At 63.9% G+C, this 25,370-nt stretch carries 24 protein-coding genes; 5 read left to right on the top strand and 19 right to left on the bottom strand.

Annotated features, from left to right (window positions below; all coding sequences use genetic code 11):
- Positions 1–3: 3 nt before the first annotated feature.
- The 6 genes from ISG32_RS00120 to ISG32_RS00095 form a co-directional block, all read right to left on the bottom strand.
- Positions 4–786, bottom strand: a complete 783-nt coding sequence (locus ISG32_RS00120) for an IclR family transcriptional regulator (RefSeq protein ID WP_194769014.1) — start codon at positions 784–786, stop codon at positions 4–6.
- 503 nt (positions 787–1,289) lie between these two features.
- The gene (locus tag ISG32_RS00115) at positions 1,290–2,591 is read right to left on the bottom strand and encodes a UDP-N-acetylglucosamine 1-carboxyvinyltransferase (protein WP_194769013.1); all 1,302 of its coding nucleotides are present in this window, start codon (positions 2,589–2,591) and stop codon (positions 1,290–1,292) included.
- 158 nt (positions 2,592–2,749) lie between these two features.
- On the bottom strand, positions 2,750–3,067 hold the full coding sequence (locus ISG32_RS00110; protein WP_194769012.1) for a DMT family transporter: 318 nt from the start codon (positions 3,065–3,067) through the stop codon (positions 2,750–2,752).
- A gap of 219 nt (positions 3,068–3,286) precedes the next feature.
- Positions 3,287–4,120, bottom strand: coding sequence for an alpha/beta fold hydrolase (locus tag ISG32_RS00105; RefSeq protein ID WP_194769011.1), 834 nt, complete (start codon positions 4,118–4,120; stop codon positions 3,287–3,289).
- Between the two features lie 30 nt (positions 4,121–4,150).
- A complete protein-coding gene (locus ISG32_RS00100) occupies positions 4,151–4,666 on the bottom strand; it encodes a putative toxin-antitoxin system toxin component, PIN family (protein WP_194769010.1) in 516 nt (171 codons plus the stop codon).
- Positions 4,663–5,952, bottom strand: a complete 1,290-nt coding sequence (locus ISG32_RS00095; protein ID WP_194769009.1) for a THUMP domain-containing class I SAM-dependent RNA methyltransferase — start codon at positions 5,950–5,952, stop codon at positions 4,663–4,665. The genes ISG32_RS00100 and ISG32_RS00095 overlap by 4 nt, the downstream gene beginning before the upstream one ends.
- Before the next feature lie 127 nt (positions 5,953–6,079).
- Here ISG32_RS00095 and ISG32_RS00090 point away from each other — a divergent pair, with 127 nt between their 5' ends.
- Positions 6,080–6,418, top strand: coding sequence for a tRNA-binding protein (locus ISG32_RS00090; RefSeq protein WP_194769008.1), 339 nt, complete (start codon positions 6,080–6,082; stop codon positions 6,416–6,418).
- Between the two features lie 154 nt (positions 6,419–6,572).
- Entirely contained in the window at positions 6,573–7,499 is a 927-nt protein-coding gene (locus ISG32_RS00085) for an aspartyl/asparaginyl beta-hydroxylase domain-containing protein (RefSeq protein ID WP_194769669.1), read from the top strand.
- Between the two features lie 67 nt (positions 7,500–7,566).
- Here ISG32_RS00085 and ISG32_RS00080 read toward each other — a convergent pair whose 3' ends face one another.
- The 8 genes from ISG32_RS00080 to argS all read right to left on the bottom strand — a co-directional run bounded on the left by ISG32_RS00080 (position 7,567) and on the right by argS (position 18,697).
- Complete coding sequence (locus tag ISG32_RS00080) at positions 7,567–11,337, bottom strand: IPTL-CTERM sorting domain-containing protein (RefSeq protein WP_194769007.1); 3,771 nt, start codon at positions 11,335–11,337, stop codon at positions 7,567–7,569.
- A 196-nt stretch (positions 11,338–11,533) separates the two neighbouring features.
- Positions 11,534–11,974, bottom strand: coding sequence for an acyl-CoA thioesterase (locus tag ISG32_RS00075; protein ID WP_194769006.1), 441 nt, complete (start codon positions 11,972–11,974; stop codon positions 11,534–11,536).
- A 40-nt stretch (positions 11,975–12,014) separates the two neighbouring features.
- Positions 12,015–13,607 carry an RNA polymerase factor sigma-54 gene (locus ISG32_RS00070; RefSeq protein ID WP_194769005.1) on the bottom strand — a complete coding sequence of 531 codons (1,593 nt, stop codon included), beginning with the start codon at positions 13,605–13,607 and terminating at the stop codon, positions 12,015–12,017.
- A gap of 56 nt (positions 13,608–13,663) precedes the next feature.
- Positions 13,664–14,413, bottom strand: coding sequence for an LPS export ABC transporter ATP-binding protein (gene lptB / locus ISG32_RS00065; RefSeq protein WP_194769668.1), 750 nt, complete (start codon positions 14,411–14,413; stop codon positions 13,664–13,666).
- 65 nt (positions 14,414–14,478) lie between these two features.
- Positions 14,479–15,141, bottom strand: coding sequence for a lipopolysaccharide transport periplasmic protein LptA (gene lptA / locus ISG32_RS00060; RefSeq protein ID WP_194769004.1), 663 nt, complete (start codon positions 15,139–15,141; stop codon positions 14,479–14,481).
- A gap of 375 nt (positions 15,142–15,516) precedes the next feature.
- A complete protein-coding gene (locus ISG32_RS00055) occupies positions 15,517–16,167 on the bottom strand; it encodes a thiol:disulfide interchange protein DsbA/DsbL (RefSeq protein WP_194769003.1) in 651 nt (216 codons plus the stop codon).
- A gap of 67 nt (positions 16,168–16,234) precedes the next feature.
- A complete protein-coding gene (locus tag ISG32_RS00050; protein WP_194769002.1) occupies positions 16,235–16,963 on the bottom strand; it encodes an SPOR domain-containing protein in 729 nt (242 codons plus the stop codon).
- A gap of 24 nt (positions 16,964–16,987) precedes the next feature.
- Positions 16,988–18,697 carry an arginine--tRNA ligase gene (argS, locus tag ISG32_RS00045; RefSeq protein ID WP_194769001.1) on the bottom strand — a complete coding sequence of 570 codons (1,710 nt, stop codon included), beginning with the start codon at positions 18,695–18,697 and terminating at the stop codon, positions 16,988–16,990.
- 106 nt (positions 18,698–18,803) lie between these two features.
- Between argS and ISG32_RS00040 the strand changes: the two genes are divergently transcribed.
- Positions 18,804–19,118 carry a PsiF family protein gene (locus ISG32_RS00040; protein WP_194769000.1) on the top strand — a complete coding sequence of 105 codons (315 nt, stop codon included), beginning with the start codon at positions 18,804–18,806 and terminating at the stop codon, positions 19,116–19,118.
- A 281-nt stretch (positions 19,119–19,399) separates the two neighbouring features.
- On the opposite strand, the gene ISG32_RS00035 is transcribed toward ISG32_RS00040, so the two are convergent.
- From ISG32_RS00035 to ISG32_RS00020, 4 genes are all read right to left on the bottom strand, one after another.
- Positions 19,400–19,855 carry a DUF2214 family protein gene (locus tag ISG32_RS00035; protein ID WP_194768999.1) on the bottom strand — a complete coding sequence of 152 codons (456 nt, stop codon included), beginning with the start codon at positions 19,853–19,855 and terminating at the stop codon, positions 19,400–19,402.
- 72 nt (positions 19,856–19,927) lie between these two features.
- Positions 19,928–20,755, bottom strand: a complete 828-nt coding sequence (locus tag ISG32_RS00030; RefSeq protein ID WP_194768998.1) for a DMP19 family protein — start codon at positions 20,753–20,755, stop codon at positions 19,928–19,930.
- Positions 20,756–20,907: 152 nt separating this feature from the next.
- A complete protein-coding gene (locus tag ISG32_RS00025; protein ID WP_194768997.1) occupies positions 20,908–21,471 on the bottom strand; it encodes a DUF3016 domain-containing protein in 564 nt (187 codons plus the stop codon).
- A gap of 91 nt (positions 21,472–21,562) precedes the next feature.
- A complete protein-coding gene (locus ISG32_RS00020; protein WP_194768996.1) occupies positions 21,563–22,495 on the bottom strand; it encodes a LysR family transcriptional regulator in 933 nt (310 codons plus the stop codon).
- Between the two features lie 146 nt (positions 22,496–22,641).
- Between ISG32_RS00020 and ISG32_RS00015 the strand changes: the two genes are divergently transcribed.
- Together ISG32_RS00015 and ISG32_RS00010 are read left to right on the top strand one after the other, a co-directional pair.
- Positions 22,642–23,919, top strand: a complete 1,278-nt coding sequence (locus ISG32_RS00015; RefSeq protein ID WP_228529502.1) for a sensor histidine kinase — start codon at positions 22,642–22,644, stop codon at positions 23,917–23,919.
- A gap of 51 nt (positions 23,920–23,970) precedes the next feature.
- On the top strand, positions 23,971–24,657 hold the full coding sequence (locus ISG32_RS00010; RefSeq protein WP_194768995.1) for a response regulator transcription factor: 687 nt from the start codon (positions 23,971–23,973) through the stop codon (positions 24,655–24,657).
- 176 nt (positions 24,658–24,833) lie between these two features.
- Here the strand turns inward: ISG32_RS00010 and ISG32_RS00005 are convergent, their stop codons facing one another.
- Positions 24,834–25,193, bottom strand: a complete 360-nt coding sequence (locus tag ISG32_RS00005) for a hypothetical protein (RefSeq protein ID WP_194768994.1) — start codon at positions 25,191–25,193, stop codon at positions 24,834–24,836.
- Between the last annotated feature and the right edge of the window lie 177 nt (positions 25,194–25,370).

Here is a 25,370-nt window from a genome sequence, read left to right as displayed (position 1 = left end):
GTTCTAGTAGAGGCTGGACGCGCCGAGCACGCCCTCCATCGATCGCACCAGCGAGATCAGGCGCGGGCCCACGTCGGACTCCAGTTCGCGGCTCTTGGGGTTGTAGGTCGGCACGGAGGCGGCGATCACCCAGCGCTCGCCGTCGATGGGCTGCGACAGCGGCACGGCGATCGACTGGATCTCGCGGTGCAGATCACCATGGCTGCGGCAGAAGCCGTGGGTGGCGAGGTCTTCGCGCGCGTCCGCCAGTCGCTCGCGCAACTGCACGGCGCGCTCCGGTTCGCGCTCGGCCAGCTCCGCAAGATAGGCTTCTCGCTCCGCTTCGGGGAGGCACAGCAGATACGCCCGGCCCGTAGCGGTGCGCGAGAGCGACATGCCGACGCCTATCTGCGGCGTGAACACCTTGTTGTCCATGCCATTGGCCAGCTCGACCAGCACCAGCGTCCGGCCCGCGCCGACACCGATCTGGATCTGCCCGCCGATGTGGTTGGCCAACTCCATCATCTGCGGACGCGCAAACTGCCGCAGATGCATGCGCGCGAGCACGGGCGATGAGAGATTGAGCAGTCCGATCCCCGGCACGAACTTGGACAGGCGCTCCGAATACCGCAGCAGTCCCAGCTCGCAGAGCGTGTCGGTCAGCCGGAACAGCGTGGGCTTGGGCAGGCCCGTGAGGTCCATGAGCTCCTTGCCGCTGAGCTCCTGACGCTTGTTGGAGAAACAACCGAGGATGGACACGCCGCGCACCAGCGCACTGACCAGTTTGCCGTCTGCTTCGGAATTCATGGATGGCCTTTGATTGTTTTGAGTATGAGACCCGCGTCTCGATTTCCCAAATTCTAGTCAAAGATCCAACGGAAACGGGCAAAAGAAAAGCTCCAGCGCATGAACGGTGGAGCCTGACTCTCGTTGTTCGCATCGCAAGACACTGCGATGCGGCAACACGCGAATTTACTGGTTCGCGATTTCCAGGTGAGCTTCGCGAGCTTCTTGAATGAATTCGATCAACGATTCGATAACGTAACGCATGGTGTGACTCCATGAGATGCCTAGAGGGCAAATTGCGGTGTGCATCTCGTACATCGCTTTTGCTAGGGAAGAAACCAAGTGTTTACCCTATGAACCTAAGTATAAACCGATATAGGGTTTGCACCAATCCGACGGTTACAAATGCCATCCAGACTCATAGGGTTACTACTTAGAAAATTTCCAGGCGCTCTCAAAACGAAGCGGCCCTTGCCCGCATTCAGGAGCAAGGGCCGCTTTCAGCCACCGCCATCAGGGATGGATCATTCCTCTTCGGTCCACTCCACCTGGGCGCCGAGGCTGCGCAGGTTTTCCACAAAGCTGGGATGGGCGCGGCGGATGGGGGTGGCGTTGCGGATTTCGCTGCGGCCCTGGATGCTGGCGGCCACCATGAACAGCGCGATCGCCACGCGGATGATGTAGGGGCTCTCCACCGTGGCGGGCGCGAGCTTGCTGCCGCCGAAGGTGATGATGCGGTGCGGGTCGGACGAGAAGACGTGGGCGCCGAACTTGGAGAGCTCTCCGGTCCAGCCAAGCGCGCCGTCGTAGACCTTGTTCCAGAACATCGCGTTGCCCTCGGCCGAGACGCCGAGCGCGATGAAGATCGGCAGCAGGTCGACCGGGAAATAAGGCCACGGTGCGGCCTCGACCTTGGTCAAGGTGTTGCTCGTGAACGGGGTCTGCACCTTGAGCGGGCCGTCGCGCCATGCGCGCGACCAGCCGTCCTTGTGCTCCACATGCACACCGAACTTGGCGAAGGTGCGGTCGATCAGCGGGAAATTGTCGGGCGCGGAGTTCTTCACGATCACGTCGCCGCCCGTGATGGCGCCGAGTGCGAGGAAGGTGGTGATTTCGTGGAAATCCTCGTCGAAACGGAATTCGCCGCCCCCCAGCGGAGCGCCGCCGATCACCGTGACGCGCGAGGTGCCGATGCCCTTGATCTGCGCGCCCAGCATCTGCATGAAGCGGCAGAACTCCTGCACATGGGGCTCGGATGCGGCGTTGTTGAGCGTCGAGGTGCCATCGGCCGCCACGGCGCAGAGCACGAAGTTCTCGGTCGTCGTGACCGAGGCGTAGTCCAGCCAGTGCTTGACGGCCTTGAGCGGGCCGTCGCGGTGGATCAGCAGCGAGCCCAGCGAGCGCTCGACCAGCCCGCCGAAGTTGCGGAACACTTCGACGTGCGGATCGATCTCGCGCACGCCGAGCGTGCAGCCCTTGACGTTGTCCTCCAGCCGCGCCACGCCAAAGCGCGCGAGCAGCGGCGGCACCAGCATGATGGACGAGCGCATTTCCTCGGGCAGATGGTGCTTGGCCGGGTCGAAATGGGTGTTCTTGTGGTGCAGCGACAGCGTGCCGGTCTCACGGTCCCACTGCACGTCGCTGCCGAGTTCGCGGTAGATGTCGAGGATCTTGCGCACGTCCGTGATGTCCGGGACTCCGATCAGCTTGAGCGGCTCGGAGGTGAGCAAGGTGGCGCAGAGAATGGGAAGCACCGCGTTCTTGTTGGCGGACGGCGTGATGCGCCCGCGCAGCGGCTTGCCGCCGTGCACGATCAGATTGGACATGGCAGTGTGAAAGGAAACAATTGGCTGGAATGGATCAAGGACAAAACTTTAGCGCCTTTTGTGCGCCATCCCTGAACTGTACGCCGAGTGAGGTGGCCCTGCGGAGACTGGCCCTCCAGGCCTGCGCCGCATAGGTCAAAAATTGTGTCAGAGCGGACTCAGCTGGAAGAGAGCTTCATCAGCACCAGCCCCGAGACGATCAGCACCGCAGCGCCCACCCGCATCAGCGTGAGATGCTCACCCAGAAACAGCACGCCCACCACGAAGGCGCCCACCGCGCCGATGCCGGTCCATATCGTGTAGGCCGTGCCCAGCGGCAGGCTGCGCATCGCCACCGACAGCAAGCCAAAGCTCGCGATCATGGTGGTGATGGTGATGACGCTCGGCCACAGCCGCGTGAAACCGTGCGACTGCTTCATGGAAAACGCCCAGACGATTTCGAGCAGACCCGCGAGAAGAAGATAGACCCATGCCATGACAGACTCCTTGAAAAAAGAGAGTGACCGGGTCGTCCCAGAAGGAAAAAAGTGAGTGCGCAAGTGCGGCCGCTTTGAATCGGCTGCCGCCCGGGGTCGTCCCCATGGGCGCCAAGCGCCCGTCAATCACAGAACTGAGGGAATTTTAGGAGAATCCGGCCCCTCCGTGCGGATCGGCCCAGCGTGCCTTGGGTGGTTGCTGCGCAACACCGCCCTCTGTCAGCGGGCGGCGTGCTCCCGCAAAAAATCGGCGATATGGGCGACCACCAGGGCCTCGTCGTCGCGGTAAGGCACATGCCCCAGCCCGCGCAGCAGCACCATGCGCGAGGGTTCGCCGCCGCTCAGGCCCGCGATGATCTCGGGCTGAATGGACGAGCCGTACTCGTCCAGTTCCCCGTGCAGTGCGAGCGTGGGGCAGCGCAGCAGCGGCAGTTGCTCCTTGATGGACCAGTCCGCAAAGTCGGGGTGCAGCCAGCTTTCGATCCACGCGTCGAGCACCCAGCGGGTTTTGTCGCCGTGGTAGCGCGCCAGGCGTGCGAACTGCGTGGCATCGGAGTACACGCTCTGCGCCTCGCGGATGCCCTGCTTGGTGCACTCCTCCACGAACGCCTGCGCGCCGATGGTGATCACCGCATCACAGTCCTGCGGCGCCGATGCCGCCGAGCACACGGCCATGCCGCCGCCCACGCTGTGGCCGAGCACGACAAAGCGCTCGATGCCGAGCTGCTCGCGCAGCCGGGGGAAATGCTTGCCCGCCTCTTCAAACACGAAATGCAGCGAAGGCTGGTCCGTGCGCGCGTCGGACTGGCCGAAACCGAGCCGGTCGTAGGCGTAGACCGTACGCCCGGTCGCCACGCTGAGCGCTCGCGGGAAATCGCGCCACAGGCTCACCGCGCCCAAAGAGTCGTGGAACATGAGGATGGGCGCCAGCGTGCCGCCCCCGGCGGGAGACCACGCGCGCACGAACATGCGGCCCTGTGGCGTCTGGACCCAGTGGTCCCGCACCTGAACCGGTGACGGCGTATCGTGGCTGGTGGAAATGGGGGCGCTCATGTTCGTTCAATCTGAAAGAGTCGGGCGATCTCAGTCGGCCAGCGCCGCTTCCTCCATCGCATCGGCTTTGGCGACTTTGTCGTATTCCACGATATTACCGACGGTCGCGCCGTAATATTGCGCAACACGCTTGCGCAGCTTGAGCACCGCCTTGTCCTTGCTCACGAGCAAAGCCTGATGCGCGCTCGCCAGATCCAGAAAATGCTGGTCGTCCGGGTCGGTGCAGGTGAAGCGGATCTTCGGCGCCTCAGGCAGGTACTCGACCGCCGCGTCGAACGCCGCGAGCACGCCCTCCACCGTCTTGCCGTAGAAAGCCACGCGCGGCGCGATCTGGCTGTACTGCAGCACGCGCTCGAGCTCAATGCGCTGGGCCTGGTCTGCGATCCAGCGCAGTTGGCCCTCGGCCACCAGTTCTCGGATCGGCGGGATGTGCGGATCGTCGAAGATCAGCATGTCGAGCACCACGTTGGTGTCCAGCACCAGCGGGCGCGGTGTGGCGCCCTCATAACCGTCATTGCATTGCGGCCAGCGAAGAACGATCTTCATCGCGCCGCTGCTCCGCCGTCCGCAGCGCCTTCCGACGGCTTGCGCTGCTTGACCGCGCCCTTGATCATGTCGAAGCGGAACAGTCGGCATTCGATGGGGCCGTTCCACATCGGCGTGCGGCGCGACTCCTTGAGGCGCATCTTGCCTGGCAGCTTGAGATCGGGCGTGAGCATGTAGGCGCTCCAGCCGCTGTAGTTCTTCTTCCAGTGCGACGCGAGCTGGCTGAAGAACTCGACGCCGTCCTCGGTCTGCGCGGTTTCACGGCCCGAGCGCTCGACAACGTCCATGCGTTCCTGCGAATTGCGACCGGCGGAACCGGCCGCCGCGATGCGCTCGCCGTAGGGCGGATTCAGCAGCATCAGGCCCGGCTGCTCGCAGGGCGGCATGCGCTGCAGGGCATCGCCGCCACGCAGCTGAATGGTTTCCGCCACGCCGGCGCGCTCGGCGTTGTTGCCCGCGAAATCGACCATGCGAAACGAGATGTCCGAGCCGTAGATGCCCACCGGGCTCCCGGGCAGGATGCGCGCCTCGGCCTCGTCGAGCATCGCGTCCCAGACATGCTTCTGAAACGGCACCAGCTTCTCGAACGCGAAGCGGCGCAGAATGCCCGCCGGAATGCGGCGCGCGATCTGCGCGGCCTCGATCACCACCGTGCCCGAGCCGCAGCAGGGGTCGTACAGCGGCTGGGGGTCGTTGCCGTGCGGGTCCCAGCCGGTGGCGGCGATCATCGCCGCGGCCAGCGTTTCCTTGAGCGGCGCATCGCCCTTGTCCTCGCGCCAGCCGCGCTTGAACAGCGCCTCGCCCGAGGTGTCGATGTAGATCGTGGCCTCGTCGGTCGTCAGGTGCACGTGCACGCGCACGTCCGGGTGGCGGGTCTCGACGCTGGGGCGCTGGTCCTGCTTCTTGGCGCGGAAGCGATCGGCGATCGCGTCCTTCACGCGCAGCGCGGCGAAATTCAGGCTGGTGAGCGGGCAGTGCTGCGCCGTCATCTCGATCTTGAAGGTCTCGCGCGTGGTGAACCAGATCTCCCACGCCACCTCGCTGGCGGCGCGGTAGAGATCGTTCTCGCTGCGGTACATGGTCTGCGACAGCTGCACCAGCACGCGCTGCGCCAGACGGCTGTGCAGATTGAGCAGCATGGCATCGCGCCAGCTGCCGCGCACCAGCACCCCGCCCCGGGCCACCATCAGGTCGTGGCCGCTGTAGCCGGTGATGGCGTGAACTTCGTCCGCCAGAAAACCCTCGACGCCCGCGGCGCAAGGTAAAAACAAGTGCAATGGATTCATAGAAGAGCGCAAGGATACGCGTTTGCGCTTGTCCGAGGTAAATGCAGGAAGAAAGCTCAAGCGTTGCTCTACAAATGGGAGCATGCCACGGCTTTAGATTCGAGGCATCAAAGGAGTCATGCACATCATGGAAGAAATCAGCTGGAACGATTTCATGAAAGTCGAGCTGCGCGTCGGGCGCATCGTGTCGGCCGAAGTGTTCAAGGAAGCGCGCAAACCGGCCTACCGGCTGCAGGTCGATTTCGGGCCTGAGCTCGGCGTGCGCAAGTCGAGCGCACAGATCACAACGCTCTACCAGCCCGAGGCGCTGGTGGGCCGCCTCGTCGTCGCCGTCGTCAACTTCCCCAAGAAGCAGATCGGCCCTCTGATGAGCGAATGCCTCGTCACCGGATTTCACAATGCGGATGGTGACGTGGCGCTGTGCGTGCCGGACAAGGACGTGCCGCTGGGGACGCGATTGCTGTAGGCGCGCGGGCCGGCTGAAACGCGCCCCATCCACAGGTCGCGGTCAAACCGCTAAACTGGCAGCCCTGATGGCCGAATTCGCCCGCCGCCCCGGCCGGGCCGTCCATCAGACGCTGACGGGCCTCGGGCCCGCGCAAGACCCACGCGGTGCTCCCATGGCCTGGAAATTCATTCTTCTTTTCGTCCTTCTTCTCTTCCCGCTGTGCGGCCTGTACATGCACCTGCGCGGCAAGGTGCGGCACAAGGCGCTGCGGCAGCTGTTCGATCACTCGACCTTCACCGCGCCCATCAACGTGTTCATGCTCGCCTTCTCCAAGGTGCCGCGCACGCCGTATCTGCCGGTGAGCACCTTCCCCGAGCTGGAGCCGCTGCAAGCCAACTGGCGCGAGATCCGCGAGGAGGCGGTCAATCTGCAGAGGAACATGCAGATCAAGGCCGCCGCGAACAATGACGACGCGGGCTTCAACTCGTTCTTCAAGACCGGCTGGAAGCGCTTTTATCTCAAGTGGTACGGCGACGCCCATCCCTCGGCCATGGAACTGTGCCCGGTGACCACCTCGCTCGTCGCGAAGATCCCGACGGTGAAGGCGGCGATGTTCGCCGAGCTGCCGCCGGGCGCCAAGCTCAACCTGCACCGTGACCCCTATTCGGGCTCGCTGCGCTATCACCTCGGCCTGCTGTCGCCGAACGACGACCGCTGCATGATCTCGGTGGACGGCCAGCCCTACAGCTGGCGCGAAGGCGAAGGCGTGATCTTCGACGAGACCTACATGCACTGGGCCGAAAACCGCACCGACGGCAACCGCATCGTGCTGTTCTGCGACGTGGAGCGCCCGATGACCAACGGCTTCGCGCAATGGCTCAACCGCTGGCTTGGCAAGAACGTCGTGGCCGCCGCAAGCTCGCCCAACAACGAAGGCGACCCGCGCGGGCTGATCAGCCGCCTGTTCAAGATCTCGTTCTACGCAGGCCAGTACCGCCGCCGTTTCAAGGCATGGAACAAGACGGCCTACAAGCTCACCAAGTTCGGACTCATGCTGGCGGCGCTGGCGGGGATCGTCTGGATCTTCGTGAAGCTCTGAGAGCGCAAACACGCATGCAGGGCCGCCGGATTACCGGCACCGCTTCTCCCGCGACGGACCGCATGCTTCAGTGCCTGCGGTCCGTTGTGCTTTTGCGGGTACGCAGAAGCCCTGCAGCGGCCATCGCCAGGGTCAGTGCCACCAGACCCCATTGCGAGAGTGTCGGGACAGCGGTGAGCTGTGCATCTGCCTGAGCCCGGACAACGCTGCGGAGGGGCGCGACATCGGCGCCCGCATCCATATCCGCATCCGCCGTTGCGGGACGACCATCGTCGATCACGGCGTTGAGCAGATGGAGGTCGTTCTGGTCAACACGGGTGCGCGCTCTCAGCGCCGGCACGCCGCTGTCGCTGTCGGCCACTGCGGCCTCGACCAGCGCGGGGATCTGCGGATGGAGTCCCGCCCCCGCCCCCGCCCCTGCCCCTGCGTTCGTGCGCGCGGTTTGGGGGATGGACGCATCGGCGGGTTCCGCCACCGTGGATTGATCCGTCACCTGACCCGGAGCAGGCAAGGGCTGCGTGTCATCCGACGCTGCGGGGATGCTGCATGTTTGTGCCTGTGTCCGGATCGATGCGAATGGCGGGCTGGCAAGTCCCGCGATGCGGATGTTGTCGATGCGCCAGTACTGCGACACGTCCCTCTGCGCCTTTTCCGCCGACCCTGCACGCCAGCCCAGACGCAAGGTCTGGCCCGCGAACTCACGCCCCAGATTCACCGTCACATGGCGCTTCCATCCGTTGGAGCGCCCGGTGAACGCGGCCTGATTGCGCAGCAGATTGGTGTTGGGCACGCCGTCTCTCATCCACCAGATCACTCCCGTGTACGCCACCTGCCCGGCACCGAGCGCGCTGTCCAGCGAATGCGGCCGCGAGAGCAGAAGCTGCCCTCCGTTGGTGGCGTCGTCGCCGAAGTCATATTCCTGATCGAAGGTCAGCACGAGATCTTCGGCGGCTCCCACTTTCAGCTCCGGCGTGTACATCGCCGAGATCGCGCGCGCATTGGGCACGGCGAGCTGATACCAGTGCTCGCCGCCATCCCCTGCCACCGTCCACGGCGAGCCCGCCAGATCCATGCCGCCTGGCCAGACGTCGACCGCATCCACGGTGCTGTTCAGAGTCTCAATGTCCGCGTTCAACCAGACGGACATCGCCTGCCCGCGCAGTTGCACCATCGCATCGGGAGCCGCTGGCTGGATGTGGATGCGCGCGTAGGCATGTGTCGGCATTCCCGACAGATGGACCGGCACGCGCAGCGCCCGCGACTGTCCCGGGGCGATCACCTCCGGCGTCGCGACCGGGTTGCCGCCGGGGAAGCTCACATGCGGATCATCAGAGCTCAGCGCCACGGACACGTCGCCGATGCCGGAATCTCCAAGATTGCGCAGCTGGAAGCTCAACACGGCAGTTTCACCGTTATCGAGCAGATCGTCCGCGTCACAGCGAAGAGCCTCCGGGTCCGACATCGACAGCTGCATGCCCTCCACCACCAGCAGGGGGCCGGAGCGGTAGCTCTCGGTCACGCCGCGCAGGTCCACCGCATTGCGGTCCGGCGCTGCGGCCTCCAGCCCCGCGCCACGCTTGGCGAACGCGCCGAGACAGCTCGCATAGTCCTGCGGATCGTTGGCCGCCATTCCCGCGAGCAGCGCGTCGCGCGCCTCGGTGAAGGTGGGATTGACCGGCGTGAGCTTGAGCCCGGTGATCAGATACGACTTCATGCGCCGCTGCGCGTCGGCAAAGGCGTGCCGGTTCAGCAGCGTCGCATAGCACTCCCAGAGCATGTTGGCCCAGACCTCGCCGACGTTGTGGATCTCGGCATTGCCATATCCGGCGCGCGCCTGCCCGTCGATGACCGACTGGTTCACGGGCACGTCAGCGGGCAGCGGCTCCCCGTCCTGAATGTGCTTGAAGGTCAATGGATTCTTCGCCATGTCGGTGGAATACGGATAGCGCCGACTGCCGAAATACGCCGCGTTGCGATGGTCGATCGCCGGATGGACGCTGTTCGCGTTGGCGTAGGCTCCCTGCGCGTAGGCACCTTCGAATTGCGCATTGCCGGGCTTGTGCCGGTCGGCATCCGTCACCGTCAGAAGCTGCGCCACGAAGTCTCCCCAACCTTCGCCCAGCCCCGCCCCCAGACGGGTCGTCAGGCCGTTGGCATTGCCGATCAGGCGACGACTCAGGTAATGCCCCCACTCGTGAGCGACGATCGTGTTGTCCAGCGCCGCACTGCGCGGCACGCCACCGATGTCGAAGACATGCATCCGCATGATCGGCGAGGCGCCGTCGGCGGGCGTTTCCATGCTGGCATTGTTGCGCACGGTGTAGACCAGCGCGCGCGCATCAATGGGGTCCCCCTCCAGTCCGCCGCGACCGAAGTTGCGGGCCTGCGCATTGCCTGCGGCCTCGTCGAAGCCCGCGTCGTAGAACCAGTCATGCAGCCAGTTGATGACATAGAACAAGTTCGTCACCGAGCTCGCGGCCTGCCCCTGATGCTTCAGCGGATCGGCGGCAAAGTCGTAGCCGAAGTCGAACGTCAGATTCGAGGTGCAGCCATAGAAATCCGCGCTCACCGCCTGCGCACCCGCAACGCAGGAGGTCATGCTGTCCAGCGGCATGCCGGAATAGCCCTCCTGGCTCTTCACGTCCGCATAGGCACGCACGTTGTTGCCGCTGGTGAAGGCCAACCCGTCAGCGCGCGGCTCCTCCATCCATGGGTCGCCGCGGGAGAACGACGGCGCGCTCGCCAACGACACGCGCGAGGGCCCGACCAGCCTCGCCGAATGGCCGTCAGGACCGGCTCCCGGATACGGGTTGAGGTCCAGCCCCTGAGGCCCCGGCAAGGGGACGCCGGTCAGCGGATCGGCCCACACGCCATATGTGAAGGACGGGGGCACCACATTGACGGACGGTGATGCGGCATCCGGCGTGCCCGTGACCGCCGCATCGTGGGACGTGAGGTTGTTGCGAAACAGCATTTGGCCGCCTTCGCGCGCAATCACGTAGGCGAAGGCATGGTGCACGCCGGCTTCCAGAACCCGCAGCTCCAGATAGTAGGCGGGCACCAGCCCCTGCGGCATGCGGAACCAGACGGCGCGATAACGCGCGGGCTGCTCCAGCACTCCGCCCTGCGCGCCGCGCTGATCGGCGGGAAGCGACAGCCATCGATATTCGTCAGATGCGTCACCGCCGCCTGCAGCGCGCTCGACGAGCCGGGTTGCGGTGTCCGCAGGAAAGTCGAAATCCCCGAGCGCCACCTGCACGGCCATGGCAGGGGTCAGGCTCGCCGCGACGCCATCCGCGCGTGCCGTCTTGGGCGCCGCCGCCACGCGGGTTCCGCCTACGAAGCCCCCCACGTTGAGCGCCTGGCTTTGCGCATCGAGCAGCACGGTGGCATGTTCGCGGAACACCGGGATTCCGTCACGTTGGTTACCAAAGCGAACCAGACGCCCACCATTCGCCAGCGTCTGCTGTTGCAGCACGGGCGCGGCATCCGCCTCGGCAGGGGTCAGTCCGTAGAGTCCGGCAAGCGCCTTGATTTCCTCGCGCGCCGCGGGAACGGCGTCACCCGCAGCGCGAACACGTTTGAGCATCGGTGTCAGGGGCGTGCGGGCGGGGTCGAGCCAGACGAAGTTGGCGAGACCCAGACGCTCATCGTAAGTCGCCCGCTTCACCGAGACAGGAGGCCGCTCCACCTGCCGCAGATCCTTGGTGGACACAGGAGAAGGAGAGGCCGCGAGCGCATCGACGTTCGGAAGCTCTCGGGCACCCGCTGGCGCAGCAGTCAGGACAAGGACTCCCGCGACGGCTGTGTACAGAATGTCTTTCAACGTCCTGTGCATGACGCTTCTCCCTCGCCGCAGCGCCGCACGCGGCACCGATCACGGCGCGTTCGAGTGATCTGTGGGATGGACCTTGAAACAGGCCCAAGGGTTCAGTCACATGCTAGGAGCAATTGCGCAGGAGTCTGTGTGATTGTGTGTGCCTGCTGTAAGACACCAAGCCATCCCTGCATAGGCGCAGGGCGTGCGGCGACGATCAGGCCGTGCGCTGCATCGCCAGCAGCTTGCGATGCGTGGCTTCCGGAATCGGCACCACGCCGCGGCTGCTCTTGCTCACGAAGGCCACGCCGGTCTTGCCGCGCGCGACTTCGCGGCCCTGGGATTTCTCGGTGACGCTGAACACCAGATCGAAGCCGTAGCGGTTGAAGTCGGCGGGCGTCATGCGGATGAGCATCACCTCGCCGTGAAAACCTTCGGACTTGTATTGCGCGACGATGTCGCCGACGACCATGGAGATGTCCGGCAGGTCGGCCTCGGGAAAGCCGATCTCCTGGAAGAAGCGCAGACGCGCCTCCGACACCAGGCTCAGCAGCTGCGCGTTGTCGAGGTGTCCGCCCTGATTCACATGGCTGATGTAGATCTGCACCTCGGTGCTGAAGGCGAAGTGGTCGGGCAGGTCGAAGATGATGCGGGCCATGGGATTCTGTTTTTCGGGAGATTAGAGCGTGTTGACGCCCTCAGACCGCCTTGCGCAGATTGGCGGGCGGAATCTTCAGCGCTTCGCGGTACTTGGCGACCGTGCGGCGGGCGCATTCGATGCCCTGCTCCGCGAGCATGTCGGCGATCTTGCTGTCGGACAGCGGCTTCTTGGGGTTTTCGGAGCTGAGCAGTTGCTTGATCAGCGCCTTCACCGCCGTGCTCGACGCGCTGCCGCCGGTCTCGGTGCCAAGGCCCGAGCCAAAGAAGTACTTGAGTTCAAACGTGCCCTGTGGCGTGGACATGTACTTGGCGGTGGTCACGCGGCTGATGGTGGACTCGTGCAGGCCGAGCTCGTCGGCGATGTCGCGCAGCACCAGCGGGCGCATGGCGAGTTCGCCGTGCACGAAGAAGTTTTTCTGGCGCTCGACGATCGCGGTGGACACGCGCAGGATGGTGTCAAAGCGCTGCTGCACGTTCTTGATGAACCAGCGTGCCTCCTGCAGTCGCTGCTGCAGCCCGGCATTGGCCTCGTTGCCGCGCTGGCCGCGCAGGGCGTTGGCGTAGACGTCGTGCACGCGCAGACGGGGCATGACGTCGGCGTTGAGCTGCACGGTGAAACGCATCTGCGCGCCGCGACCGACGTTCTTGACGATCACGTCGGGCACGATGATCTGGCGCTGCACATCGGCAAAGCGGCGGCCGGGGCGGGGCTCGAGCCGCGCGATCAGATTCATCGCCGCGCGCGTGATGTCCTCGGATGCCGCGCAGGTCTGCATGATGCGCTTGACGTCCTTGCGCGCCAGCAGATCGAGCGCGTCGCGACAGATGCGCAGCGCGACTTCGATCACCGCCGGATCACCCTCTTCGTCGAGGTTCATCGCATGCAGCTGCAGCGACAGGCATTCGCTCAGGTTGCGCGCGCCCGCGCCTGCGGGATCGAGGCTCTGCAGCAGCCGCAGCGCCACGGTGAAGCGGTGCACGAGTTCCTCGAGCTCTTCGGTCGGTGCGTCCGCGCCTGCAAGTGCGATGGCCAGTTCCGCCAGTGATTCCTCGAGATAGCCGTCATCGTTAAGCGATTCGATGAGAAAGCGCACGGCCGCGCTGTCGATGTCCGAGAGGTGCAGCGCGAGCGCCTGGCGGTGCAGGTGGTCGGTCAGCGATTCGTGCGAACCCGCGAGATCGATGGCGTCGACCTCCTCGTCGCCGGAGCCGCTGGTGTTGTTGCGCGCGGGCGCGTCGCCGCCCCATTCGCCGTCGTCGGGGGCCATCTCGACGGTGCCGTCGCCTTCCCAGTCGACCTGCTCGGAGACCTCGGAGCCTGCCGAGGGCGCGTCGGATTCCGCAGCCGAGGATTCATCGGTGCTCGTCGACGTGGTGGAGGTCGGTGCCTGATACAGCGCGCCGTCCGCCTCACCCGCGTCTTCGCTGGCGGGCTGGTCGGCCGTTTCGAGCCCGAACTCCTCGCGCGCAGCCTCCTCGGTGCTGCGCTCCAGAAACGGGTTGTCGTCGAGCATCTGCTCGACTTCCTGTTCCAGCTCCAGCGTGGAGAGCTGCAGCAGCTTGATCGACTGCTGCAGCTGTGGCGTGAGCGCCAGATGCTGCGAGACCCGAAGCGACAGTCCCGGCTTCATGGCCTGCAGCCTTGTTTCGCGATATTCACCTTCAAGACTTTGCCCATGTCACCCAACTACATGCGGAAGTGCTCGCCCAGGTACACCCGGCGCACATCGGCGTTGTCGACGATCTCGGACGGTGTACCCTGCGCGAGCACATGGCCGTCGCTGATGATGAAGGCGTGGTCGCAGATGCCGAGCGTCTCGCGCACGTTGTGGTCGGTGATCAGCACGCCGATGCCGCGCTCCTTGAGGAAGCCGATGATGCGCTGGATCTCGATCACCGCGATCGGGTCGATGCCCGCGAACGGTTCGTCGAGCAGGATGAAGCGCGGCTGCGTGGCCAGCGCGCGGGCGATTTCCACCCGGCGGCGTTCACCGCCCGACAGCGCCAGCGCGGGTGATTGGCGCAGATGGTCGACGCGCAGCTCCTGCAGCAGCCTCGTGAGGCGCTCCTCGATCACGGCACGCGAGAGCGCGTGGCCGTTCTCGTCCTGCTGGAGTTCCAGCACGGCGCGCACGTTCTCCTCGACGTTGAGCTTGCGGAAGATCGATGCTTCCTGCGGCAGATACGACAGGCCAAGGCGCGAGCGGCGATGGATGGGCAGGTCCTGCACCGACTGACCATCGATGTAGATCTCGCCCGCGTCGCTGCGCACCAGGCCCACGATCATGTAGAACGAAGTCGTCTTGCCCGCGCCGTTGGGGCCGAGCAGACCGACCACCTCGCCCTTGCGCACCGACAGCGACACGTCCTTGACCACCTTGCGGCTGCCGTAGGATTTCTCCAGGTGCAGGGCTTCAAGACGGCTGTGTTCGTCGATTCCCGATGGCCGGCCCTCGGCGAGGGTCGGCTCACGACGTTCATGGTTCTTCACTGCGTCAACACTCACTTGCTGCCGCCATTGCTCAATTCGGTGCTGGGGCGCAGCACGGGCGGTTCGCCGTTGCGTTCGGGCCTGGGCGCCTGCGCCCCGCCGTCGGCCGGCTTTTCCTTGGGCGTGAGCGTCATGCGCACGCGCCCCGAAGGCGTGCCCGGTGTCGTCTGTGCGGACGTGCTGTTCTTCACGCCATCCACGGTGAACACATCGGTGATGTTGTTGTAGACGATGAGCGCGCCATTGACCTGATCGGTCATCGCCGTGTCGCGATAGCGGCGCAGTTCGCCGCGGCGGATGAACTTGACGATGTCGGCCTTGCCGTCGTACTCGATCACCTCGCCCTCGCCCTCCACATACTCATGCGGTGCGCCCGGCGCCGAATCGCGCTTCTGACGGAAAAACGCGCGCTTGCCAGCCGCGGCCGTCACCGTGCCGAACTGAAAGCCATCAGGGTCCTGCCGCACCTCGAGCTGGGCACCGCGCAGCACGATGGTGCCCTTGGTCATCACCACATTGCCGGTGAACACGCTGATCTGCTTGAGCTCATCGTGGCGCAGCGTATCGGCCTCGATGTTCATGGGCTTGTCGCGGTCGGCACGCTCCGCATGCACCACGGCAGGGCCAAGGGCCAACAGGCAGCTGAAAAGAAGCGGGATAAGTCTGGTTTTCATAGGGCATGAATCTTGCTCGGCCATTGTACTGAACCCGGCGCGCCTGCGTGCCTGAAGTCGATTCATCCACTGCGAAACAAAAATGTAAAGCCCCAAAAAAACAGCGTACCAACACGCTCAAATGAGCGCCGTATTTCTCTAATCAACAGGCGACAGCAGCGTGCAGAGTTTCCACCCCACAGCCACAACGCCGATACAGCCCCTCAGGCCAGGCGTCGAAGCCGCAGACAGTAGTTCTTCTACGGCAAGGCTTCGCAACGACGCATGAGGGGCTGTATCGGTGCCCCCAAACGATGGACCAACGCTGCCAAGGGCAGCGTAAAAACAAAACAAAAAAGCGCACCAAAGGTGCGCTTTTTGAGGAGATCGGAAAGATCAGGCTTTGAGGGTGCTGAGGTACTCGACGACCTGAAGCACGCTCTGCATGTTGCCTGCCAGCGTGCCATCGGTGTAGTACTTGCCGGCGACGCCCATCGAAGGCACGCCTTCGACCTGATAGCTCTCCTGCAGCTGACCCGCCTTGCGCAGCAGGTTGGCCGTGTTGAAGGAGTTGTACGCCTCCTTGAACTTGGCCACGTCCACGCCCTGCTGGCCGATCCATTCGAAAATCGCATCGTCCTTGTTCAGCGGCTTGCGCTCCACGTGCACCGCGCGGAACACCGTGGTGTGCAGCTTGGGCAGCAGATTCATGGATTCGAGCGCGAAGTACAGCTTCTGCTGGGGCACGAAGCTCGCGTTGAACGCCACCGGCACGCGGCGGATGCTCAGGTTGGCGGGCGCATTCTTGGCCCATGCCTCGAAAGCGGGCTCAAACGCATTGCAGTGCGGGCAGCTGTACCAGAAGAATTCGATCACCTCGATCTTGCCTGCGGGCGCGTCGGTAGCCACGGGCTTCTTGATCTTGATGAAGTCCTTGCCTTCCTTGAAAGCGCGCACTTGCGCCTGCGCGTTCATGGACAGGGGCAGAGTCAGGGCGGATGCGGCGACCGCCGAAGCGGTGGACAGGGAAAACTCGCGGCGTTTCATGGATTGAACATTCCTCTTCAGTTTTTTGTGGCTACTGGTGATTGTGAGCGATACGCGGCAAAAAAGTTCAGCGTTGCACACGAACCAAGGTGGTATCGATCCCGGCTCCGTCCAGTTTGCCCTTCAGAGAGTCCGCATCGTCGCGCTTTCCGAACGGACCGATGCGCACGCGGAACACGGTGCGGCCGCTCTGCTCGCGCTCGCTCACCCGGGCCTCCCAGCCCAGCATCGCGAGCTTGGCGCGCTGCGCGTCGGCGTTGGTCTGGCTGCTGAACACCCCGGCCTGCACGAAATAGTCGAACGGATCGGAGGTGGTCGGAGCAGGAGCCGGAGCGGGCGCCGCGGCCGCGCGGGCACGTGCCAGATCGCCGAGCGGATCGCTGCTCGTCGCCGATGGAGCGGGACGCGCCGTCTGCGTCGCCGACGAGGCCGCCGGCTTGGGCGCGGACGCGACCGCCGTGGGAGCTGGAGCGGGAGCGGAAGCGGCCGGTGCCGGGGCGGGCGCCGGGGTCACGGTGCCGGTGACGGCCGGTGGCGCCTTGGTGGCGTCCACAGCGCTCGACGCAGGAGCCGTCTTCGCCGGATTCTTGCCGTACAACGTGGAGTTCGGATCCCAGTTCTTGTTGCGTTGCGCCTCGGCCTCGTCCTGATCGGTTCCGCGCGTGGCGTTCTTGTTCAGGAAAGGAACCGGCACCTTGGTCACATAGACGGCCACGGCCAGCGCTGCCGCCAGACCGATGAGCACGCCCAGAATGAGCCCCAGAATGAGCCCGCCACGTTGCTTGTTAACGTTCATAAATCCGTTGATTTGTCACTCGATTTACATGCGCTCCGGTGCGGAAACGCCCAATACCGCCAGTCCATTGTGCAGCACCTGCGCGGTCGCGGCGACCAGCGCCAAGCGTGCCAGCCTGACCTTTTCATCATCCACGAGGATACGCTCTGCGTCGTAGTACGAGTGGTACGCCGACGCGAGATCGCGCAGGTAAAAAGTAACATCGTGTGGCGCGTTGCCGACCGCAGCGGCGGTCAGCATCTCGGGGTACTTGGCCAGCAGCAGCATCAAAGCCTGCGCCTGCGGGCCTTCCAGCGCCGACAGATCGACATCCTTGAGCGCCGGAACGCCCGCGCCGCCCTGCTCCTGCCAAGCGCGCAGCACTGACTGAATGCGCGCGTGGGCGTACTGCACGTAGTACACCGGGTTGTCGTTGTTCTGCGCAACGGCCAGATCGACGTCGAAGGTGTATTCGGTGTCGGGTTTGCGCGACAGCAGGAAGAAGCGTACGGCGTCCTTGCTGGTCCATTCGATCAGATCGCGCAGCGTCACATACGAGCCCGCGCGCTTGCTGATCTTCACTTCTTCGCCGTTACGCACCACACGCACCATGGTGTGCAGCACGTAATCGGGGTAGCCCTTCGGAATGCCGACGTTCGCCGCCTGCAGACCGGCGCGCACGCGGGCGATGGTGCCATGGTGGTCGGTGCCCTGAATATTCACGACCTTGCCGTAGCCGCGCTTGAACTTCTGGATGTGATAGGCCACATCGGGCAAAAAGTAGGTGTACGTGCCGTCGGTCTTGCGCATCACGCGGTCTTTGTCGTCACCGAATTCGGTGGACTTGAGCCACAGCGCGCCGTCCTGCTCGTAGGTGTAGCCGCTGTCGATCAGACGCTTGACGGTGTCTTCCACGTAGCCGTTCTTGTAGAGGCTCGATTCGAGGTAGTACTCGTCGAACTTCAGGTTGAACGCCTGCAGATCCTTGTCCTGCTCATTGCGCAGGTAGGCGACCGCGAAGTTGCGGATGTTTTCGTAATCTTCGACATCGCCATTGGCGGTGAATTCGCGGTCATCGGCCTTGACGGTTTCCTTGTTCAGGAACGCTTGGGCGATGTCGGCGATGTAGTCACCGTTGTAGAAATTCTTGGCGAGCGGATTTTCCGCATCGGTCGGCCAGCATTCGTCGCCCGGCTTGAAACCCTTGGCGCGCAGTTGCGTGCTCTTGGTGAGGGTGTCGATCTGCACGCCCGCGTCGTTGTAATAGAACTCGCGGTGCACCTTCCAGCCCTGCGTGGAATACAGGTTGCTGATGGCGTCGCCAATCGCCGCCTGACGACCGTGACCAACGTGCAGCGGGCCGGTCGGGTTGGCAGAGACGAATTCGACAAGGATGTTCTCGCCACGATCAGGCTGGAAGCCGAACTTGACGCCCTGCGAGAGCACCTCGCGCACCACTTCCTGCTTGGCAGCGGGCTTCAAGCGAATGTTCAGGAAACCGGGGCCCGCGATTTCGATAGCGTCCACCCACTTCTGGAAAGCGGGCGTCGCCTCCAGCGCGGTTTTCAATTGTTCACCCAAGGCGCGCGGGTTGGCCTTGAGCGGCTTGGCCAGCTGCATCGCAGCCGTGCAGGCGAAATCGCCGTGCGCAGCCACCTTGGGGTTTTCAAAAGCCGCGCGCGCACCGGCGCCGGGCGAAAGTTTTTCAAGCTCGGCAGCCAGAGCCGCGAGCAATTCCAGTTTGACGGAGAGCATCCGCCAATTTTACGTGCCCGCGTCATCTGAGGCATATCAAGACGCGTTATGCTGAGTGCCCCGTACCTTTTTCGGGTCAATTCTGTCGTTTTTGCAGGAGATCAACATGAAGAAACTGCTTCCCGCCCTGGCCTCTGTCGGCTTTGTCCTTTCCTTCGCCACCATCGCCACCCCCGTGGTCGCCAAGGAAGCCACCCCCCAGCAGCAAAAAATGGCCACCTGCAACGCCGATGCCGGCTCCAAGGAACTGAAGGGCGACGAGCGCAAGGCATTCATGAAGTCCTGCCTCTCCAACAAACCCGCCAAGACCACTCAGCAGGACAAGATGAAGACCTGCAACGCCGACGCTGGCACCAAAAACCTCAAGGGCGACGAGCGCAAGGCGTTCATGAAAGACTGCCTGAGCAACAAGCCAGCCTAATCAGCCCCAAAAGCCGCCTCACCAAGAGGCGGCTCTTGCTCAACGTCCGCTGACGAAAAGCACCTCGCGAAGCCGCGAGATGCGGCACGAGCGAAGCAACGTGCCGAGCACCCCTCTTCCAAACTGACTTCCGGCGGTTGTCCGAGCGGAGCGCGCAGCGCGCAGTCGAGTTCCGCCGGAGGACTTCAAAGCGCGTTTTGGGTTACCTTTTGCGCGCAAGCAAAAGGTGACTCCGCCGCCGGGCGGAACTCCCGGCCTCCACCATAGGCAAGGCCAGCAGCCTACTTGGTAAACACCCCGCGCGCCAAAAACACCCCCGCCAGCGGAATCAGCGCAACCAGATGCGCCTCGATCATCACCAAGCGCCGCGTGTTCCGAATCTCCACTTCGGAAGGCAACTCCCCGGTCGCCCGCAGCTTCCGGCGCCACCGCAGAAAACGCACCGTCGGCCCAATCGACATCAGCGCCACCACGACGAACAGCGTCACCTTCAAGTGCAGCAGCGGCTGCGTCCAATACCACTCAGCCCCCTTCATCCCCCACCAGGTGCGCGCCACCCCGGTCAGAAGCACCACGACCGCCGAAATTCCGTAGATCAGGTCAACGCGCGCCAGGCGCTCCACCACGGCGGCATTCATCCATTCCTTGCGGCACAGCGCGGCCTCGCTCGCAAGAAAGACCGTCATGGTGAGAATGGCCAGAATGTGGGCATAGGCCAGCAGGGCTTCAGTGGTCATGGGTTGGGTGGAGTGGTGATGATGCGGATGATGGATTGGGATGACGGGAAAGGAAGAGAGTGACCGTGCCGATCAATCGTCTTCATCGGGGTCCAGGAACGACACGTCCGCTTCCGCCACCAGCTTGTGGCTGTCGGCCTCGAACATCAGGGCCTTGTCGCCCAGATCGACCATGTAGAAGTGCCCCGCGTCCGTGAGAAAGTGCCAGGCAAGTACGTCCTTGCCCTCGTGCCGATGAGTCGGATCGCCCGCCGTGATGCGGTCGAGCTCCTGCCCGGAGATCTCGCACAGCTCGTCGATCACCTTCACATAGCGCGGCTGATTTTCCTGCGCCTCGGCGACACGCTCTTCCAGATCGGGAATCTTCTCGACGATCGCTTCAAACGCGGCCTCCAGATCGGCTTCGGACATCGCCTGCAACTGCGGATGCCCTCGCAGCCAGCGGCTGTTGAAGTCCACCAGATCCTCGTGCTCGTTCAGGTCGTAGAACTCACCGTTGAATTCGTTGAGCGCATCGCGCTCGGCGTTCTCGCCGAAGAATTCACCGTCGAGAAAGCGGTCCAGTTCCTCTTCGCTGAACCGCTCGATGATCTCCAGACTTTTGTCGAGCAGCGCAGCATGGCGTGTGGCCTGCATGTCGGCTAGGCCCTGCCGGACCAGCTCGATGATCTCGCCATCGCAGCCGATGTTGTAGATGAACTGCGCAAAGCCGCCGTTCTTCACCTGCGCGAGGTAGTAGTCGACGTAGTAGCTCTTGAGCGCCTCGGGCGACATTTCCTCGTATTCGACGAGGCGCTCGAGCAGCTCGTTGACGCTGTCGATGTTGGACTCGATGAGGTCATAGCTGTCCTCGCTGTTCAAAGCTTCCTTGGACACCAGAATGGTTGGGGACAGCAGCATCTTGTCGGCTCCTCTGAATGAAGTGTGATGACTGAAGAACAGGGCTGCAGCGCGCGGCATGGCGCCGGTCCGGCCCCTCATGCATGTTGTGCAAGTTGAGCGAAGGCTTGATGACGTTCGCGTTACTTCGTTGCTTCGTTGCTGGTTGCCCGCTACTTGCTCACCGCCGCGAATTCTCTGGTCACCCAGTCGTCGACCAGCGCCTTCTCGTAGCGCAGCGGATCACCCTCGTAGCGTCGGCCCTTGAGCTGCAGCGACGTGTCCTGCAGCGTGCGCGCGGCCGACTGCACCACCTTGCCCTTGGGCGACAGGCGCTTGTACGTGAGCGCGATGCGCGGTGGCACGACCTCCTGGTTCGCGCCGGACATGGCGGTGGCGCGACGGATGTCGGAGATGTGGATCTCGGCGCGCTCGCCGCTCGTCAGCGCCTCGGCCACCCGATCGGCCAGATGTTCGCTGAGCGACTCGACCCACGCGCGGCGAGCGGCCTTGGTTTCGCGCTGCGCTGCGGGCACGGGCGTGAAGCTGTCGGGATTCGCGGTCGTCACGCTGACGGTTCCCGCCTGCACTTCACGCGGCTGGGCTGGTTCTTTCTGCATCAGCGTGCAGCCGGTGGACAGCACGAGCAGCAAGGCGCTCGTCACGAGCGCGGCGCCAAAGCGGCCCCACGCCGGAGCGGCGGCGGGCGAATCGGCAGCGTTTGATTCGAAACCCATGAAATCTGCGGAAATCGACACACCTTGCATTGCTCAATCCTTTCGCTTTTCACTGTCGGGCCGGGGGCTGCGGGAAAAAATGCCGCTGCGTTCAGCCGTGAATGTCGCGTCGCCAGAAAGACGGCTCCGCATACTTCTGCTTGAGATATTCGATCCACAGCCGCACTCTGAGCGGCATGTGCTTGCGCTGGGGAAACACCACGAAGATGCCGTTGGGCGGCGCGGCGAAGTCCTCGAGCACCGGCACGAGGCGACCGGCCTCGATCTCGGACTCCACCTCCCAGGTGCTGCGCCAGGCGATGCCCCAGCCACCCAGACACCAGTCGTGCAGCACCTGCCCGTCCGAGCAGTCCAGCGGACCGCCCGGCTTGAAATGCACCACCTCGCCCGATCCGTCGCCCTGCGGAATCCGGAACGCCCAGCCGCGCGTCTGCGAGGCCTCGCTCGACAGCGTGAGGCAGTCGTGCTGCACCAGCTCCGAGGGGTGCTCCGGCGTGCCGCGCCGACGCAGGTATTCGGGCGTCGCCACGCACAGGCGCCGGTTGTCGGCGACGCGCACGCTGACCAGCGACGAATCGGGCAGATCGCCCACGCGCACCGCGCAGTCATAGCCCTCGCCGGTCAGGTCGACCACGCGGTCACTCAGATTCAGCGAGATGGTCACCTCGGGATGCAGCTCTCGGTATTGCGGCAGAAGCGGCGCCACATGGCGGCGGCCAAATCCGGCCGGAGCGGTAATGCGCAGATGTCCTGTGGCCTTCACGCCGCCGGCGCTCACGCTGGCCTCCACGCTCGCGAGATCGGCGAGCAGGCGCTGACAGTCCTCGAGGAACGCAATGCCCTCGTGCGTGAGGGACAGCTTGCGCGTGGTGCGCACCAGCAGCTTCACTCCGAGACGCTCCTCCAGCGCATCCAGCCTGCGCCCCATGATGGCGGGGGCCACGCCTTCGAGCTTGGCCGCCGCCGTGAGGCTGCCGCGCGTGGCTATCGCGACGAATGATTCGAGCTGTTTGAGACGATCCATGAAAAGCTGATTTCCGGCTGCGGCCATCCTGCCTGCAGACACTGTGGAATGCGACCTCCGCACCCACCGCGCACCTGCATTCGGGCCTATTATCAACGGCTGGTTCCCACTTTGAGCAAATGTGCCCCAAAGCTCCAGCCATCACGATGCCCACATCCACATCACCCAACAAGAACAGTTCCGCGAAATCCCCTGCCCAGGCACAGACACAGATGCAGGCGGAGAGCTGGTATGCCCCCGGGCAACTGGTTCGACTATTCGGGCAAACCCCTGTGAATCTGGCGTTCTGGGGCAAGGACACGCGCCTTCGCATGGCCACGCCGGAATGGTGCACCTGGTTCGGGCTGGACTCCGCCAACGTGATCGGGCGCACGCTCGCCGAGCTGCTTCCTGCCGACTACCTGAGCATCTGGAGGACGCAGTTCGACGGCGCCGCGCGCGGGCAGGTCACCCAGTTTGTGGACATGCAGCAGGACCGGCTCGGCGTCCAGCAGTGGCGCCATGTGCATCTCTCGCCGCAGCTGCCGCACTTCGCACAGTCGGACTCTGCCGTTCAGGGCGTGATGATGGTGATGACCGACGCGACGCGCGAGCATCTGCGCGAGCAGATTCTGGAGCGCCAGCGGGAGCAGATCCAGCAGCTCCAGCACGACATGGAGGAGCGGCGCGGCGACGGGGCGGAGGTCGAAAAGCTGCGCGCCCTGCTCGACTGGCGCACGGCGATGCTCACCGAGCACAACGAAATGCTGCAGCTGCTGTCGCACGAGATCCGCCAGCCGCTCAACAACGCCTCAGCCGCCATGCAGGCGACGATGAAGGCCATCGACGACCTGCACCTCAAGGACACCGACCCGGCGACCAAGGCCCTGTCCCGCGCCGAGCATGTGCTGCAGCAGGTCATCGGGACGCTGGACAACACGCTCGCCGCCGGAACGATTCTGGCCGTCGGCGGCAAGGCGAGTTCGTCAAGCGACACCGACCTGCCGACGCTGATCCGCCTCGTGATGCACGACATCGCCGCTGACCTGCGCCCGCGCATCAACGAACAATGGGACACCAACACCCGCACCGTGCAGTTGCACCCTGCGCTGATGCGGCTGACCATCCGCAACCTGCTGAACAACGCCCTCTCCTACGCGCCCGAAGGATCTCAGGTGACGCTGCGCATCTCCGAATCGGACGACCCGCTCGCGCTCATCATCGAAGTGCTGGACAACGGCCCGGGCATCTCCGACGAGCTGCGGCCGCGCCTCTTCGAAAAAGGCTCACGCGGCAGCGAGAACCGCAACCGGGCGGGGGCCGGGCTGGGCCTGTTCATCGTTCGCTCGGTGGTGCAGCTGCATCAAGGTACAGTAGAGGCATTGCCTAACGAGCCGCAAGGAACGATCATGCGACTCGTCATTCCCCAAGGGCTGGCGGACTGATCAGGAGACCCGTCCGCGCCAACGACAACCCATCAGAACAAGCCACCATCCATGCTGCCTGTCACCCTTGCACTGGTCGACGACGACACCGAATACTGCGAATTCCTCGCGCAGCACTTGCGTGCCCAGGGCGTGGAAGTGCAGGCCTACAGCGACAGCAGCGACCTGCTCGCGGACATGGCGCCGTACCGCTTCGATTTCTACGTGCTCGACCTGATGCTGCCCGGCGTGGACGGCGCCGAGCTCATCCGCATCCTGCGCAAGCGCACTCAGGCGGGCGTGCTGATCGTCTCCGGCCGCCTCGGCCCCGAGGTGTTCGCCGAAGTGATCAATGCCGGTGCCGACATGTACCTCACCAAGCCCGTCACCTTCGAGCAGGTCGAGCTCGCCATCCGCGCCGTGCACCGCCGCATCATGACCACGGCCAAGACGGCCACCGCCTGGAAACTCGACAAGCGCCGCAGCGTCCTCACGGCCCCCGATGGCCAGACGGTGGAGCTGAGCCCCACCGACCTGATCCTCATGAACTGCTTCCTCAAGGCTCAGGGCGCCACCGTCACCCGCGAACAGATCCGCGAACTGCTCGAAGGCACCAGCGCCGCGGAGTCGGACAACAGTCTGCACGCCACCATCTACCGCCTGCGCCGCCGCATCGAACGCGTCACGCCACTGGCGGTGCCGCTTCAGTCCCAGCAAAAGGTCGGCTACCAGTTCCGCGCCCCGTTGATCGCAGGCTGACCCCGGCAGCCGGAGCGGGCACACGAAGCGCAGCGAGCGCCAGAACCGCCAGCCACAACGGCAAGCAGCTCCACCAGCGAAGCTCTCAGGCTTCGTACAAACGACAAAACAAAACCACAAAAACAAAAAACGGGCGCAGGGCCCGTTTTTTGAGAATTCTGTCGTAAGTGACCGGATTACATGGTCATCTTGGATTCGACATCATTGATCTTGCGTCGTGCCAGGGCCAGATTCGCGCGGCCGCTGTCCAGCACGTAATAGATGAAGATGCCGGCCAGCTTGGACGAAGGGCGGATGATGTGATATTGCTTGCCCAGCGTGATCAGCATGTCTTCGATGGTGTCGTTCAGGCCCAGTGCCTTCATCGTCTTCATCTTGGCGCGCACCACTTCGGTGTTGCCGGCGGCTGCCAGTTCCAGATCCACGCCGGTGCCGATGCTGCCCAGCATCATGCCGCTGTTGTAATCGACCACGGCGGCACACATTGCACCCTCCAGGGACATCAGATCTTGCAGACTTTCGTTCAGATTTGCCATTTTGCGTACCTCCGCTCAGTTTGGTTGATGGTGGGCTGCTTATGTTTTTTGGGTATTCGTAAAACCATGTGGGTAACTGCTGCCTAAACAAGGGTTGATTTCCCGATGTAAATCGTAAAAACGTGTTGTTAAAATTATGTGGATGGCTTATGATTTGCTTATACAAAATCGCAAAAG

This window comes from Diaphorobacter caeni (assembly GCF_015354245.1).
GTDB classification, from domain to species: domain Bacteria; phylum Pseudomonadota; class Gammaproteobacteria; order Burkholderiales; family Burkholderiaceae_C; genus Diaphorobacter_A; species Diaphorobacter_A caeni.
The sequence above is the reverse complement of the archived record's forward strand: the minus strand, read 5'-3'. Positions and strand labels throughout refer to the sequence as shown.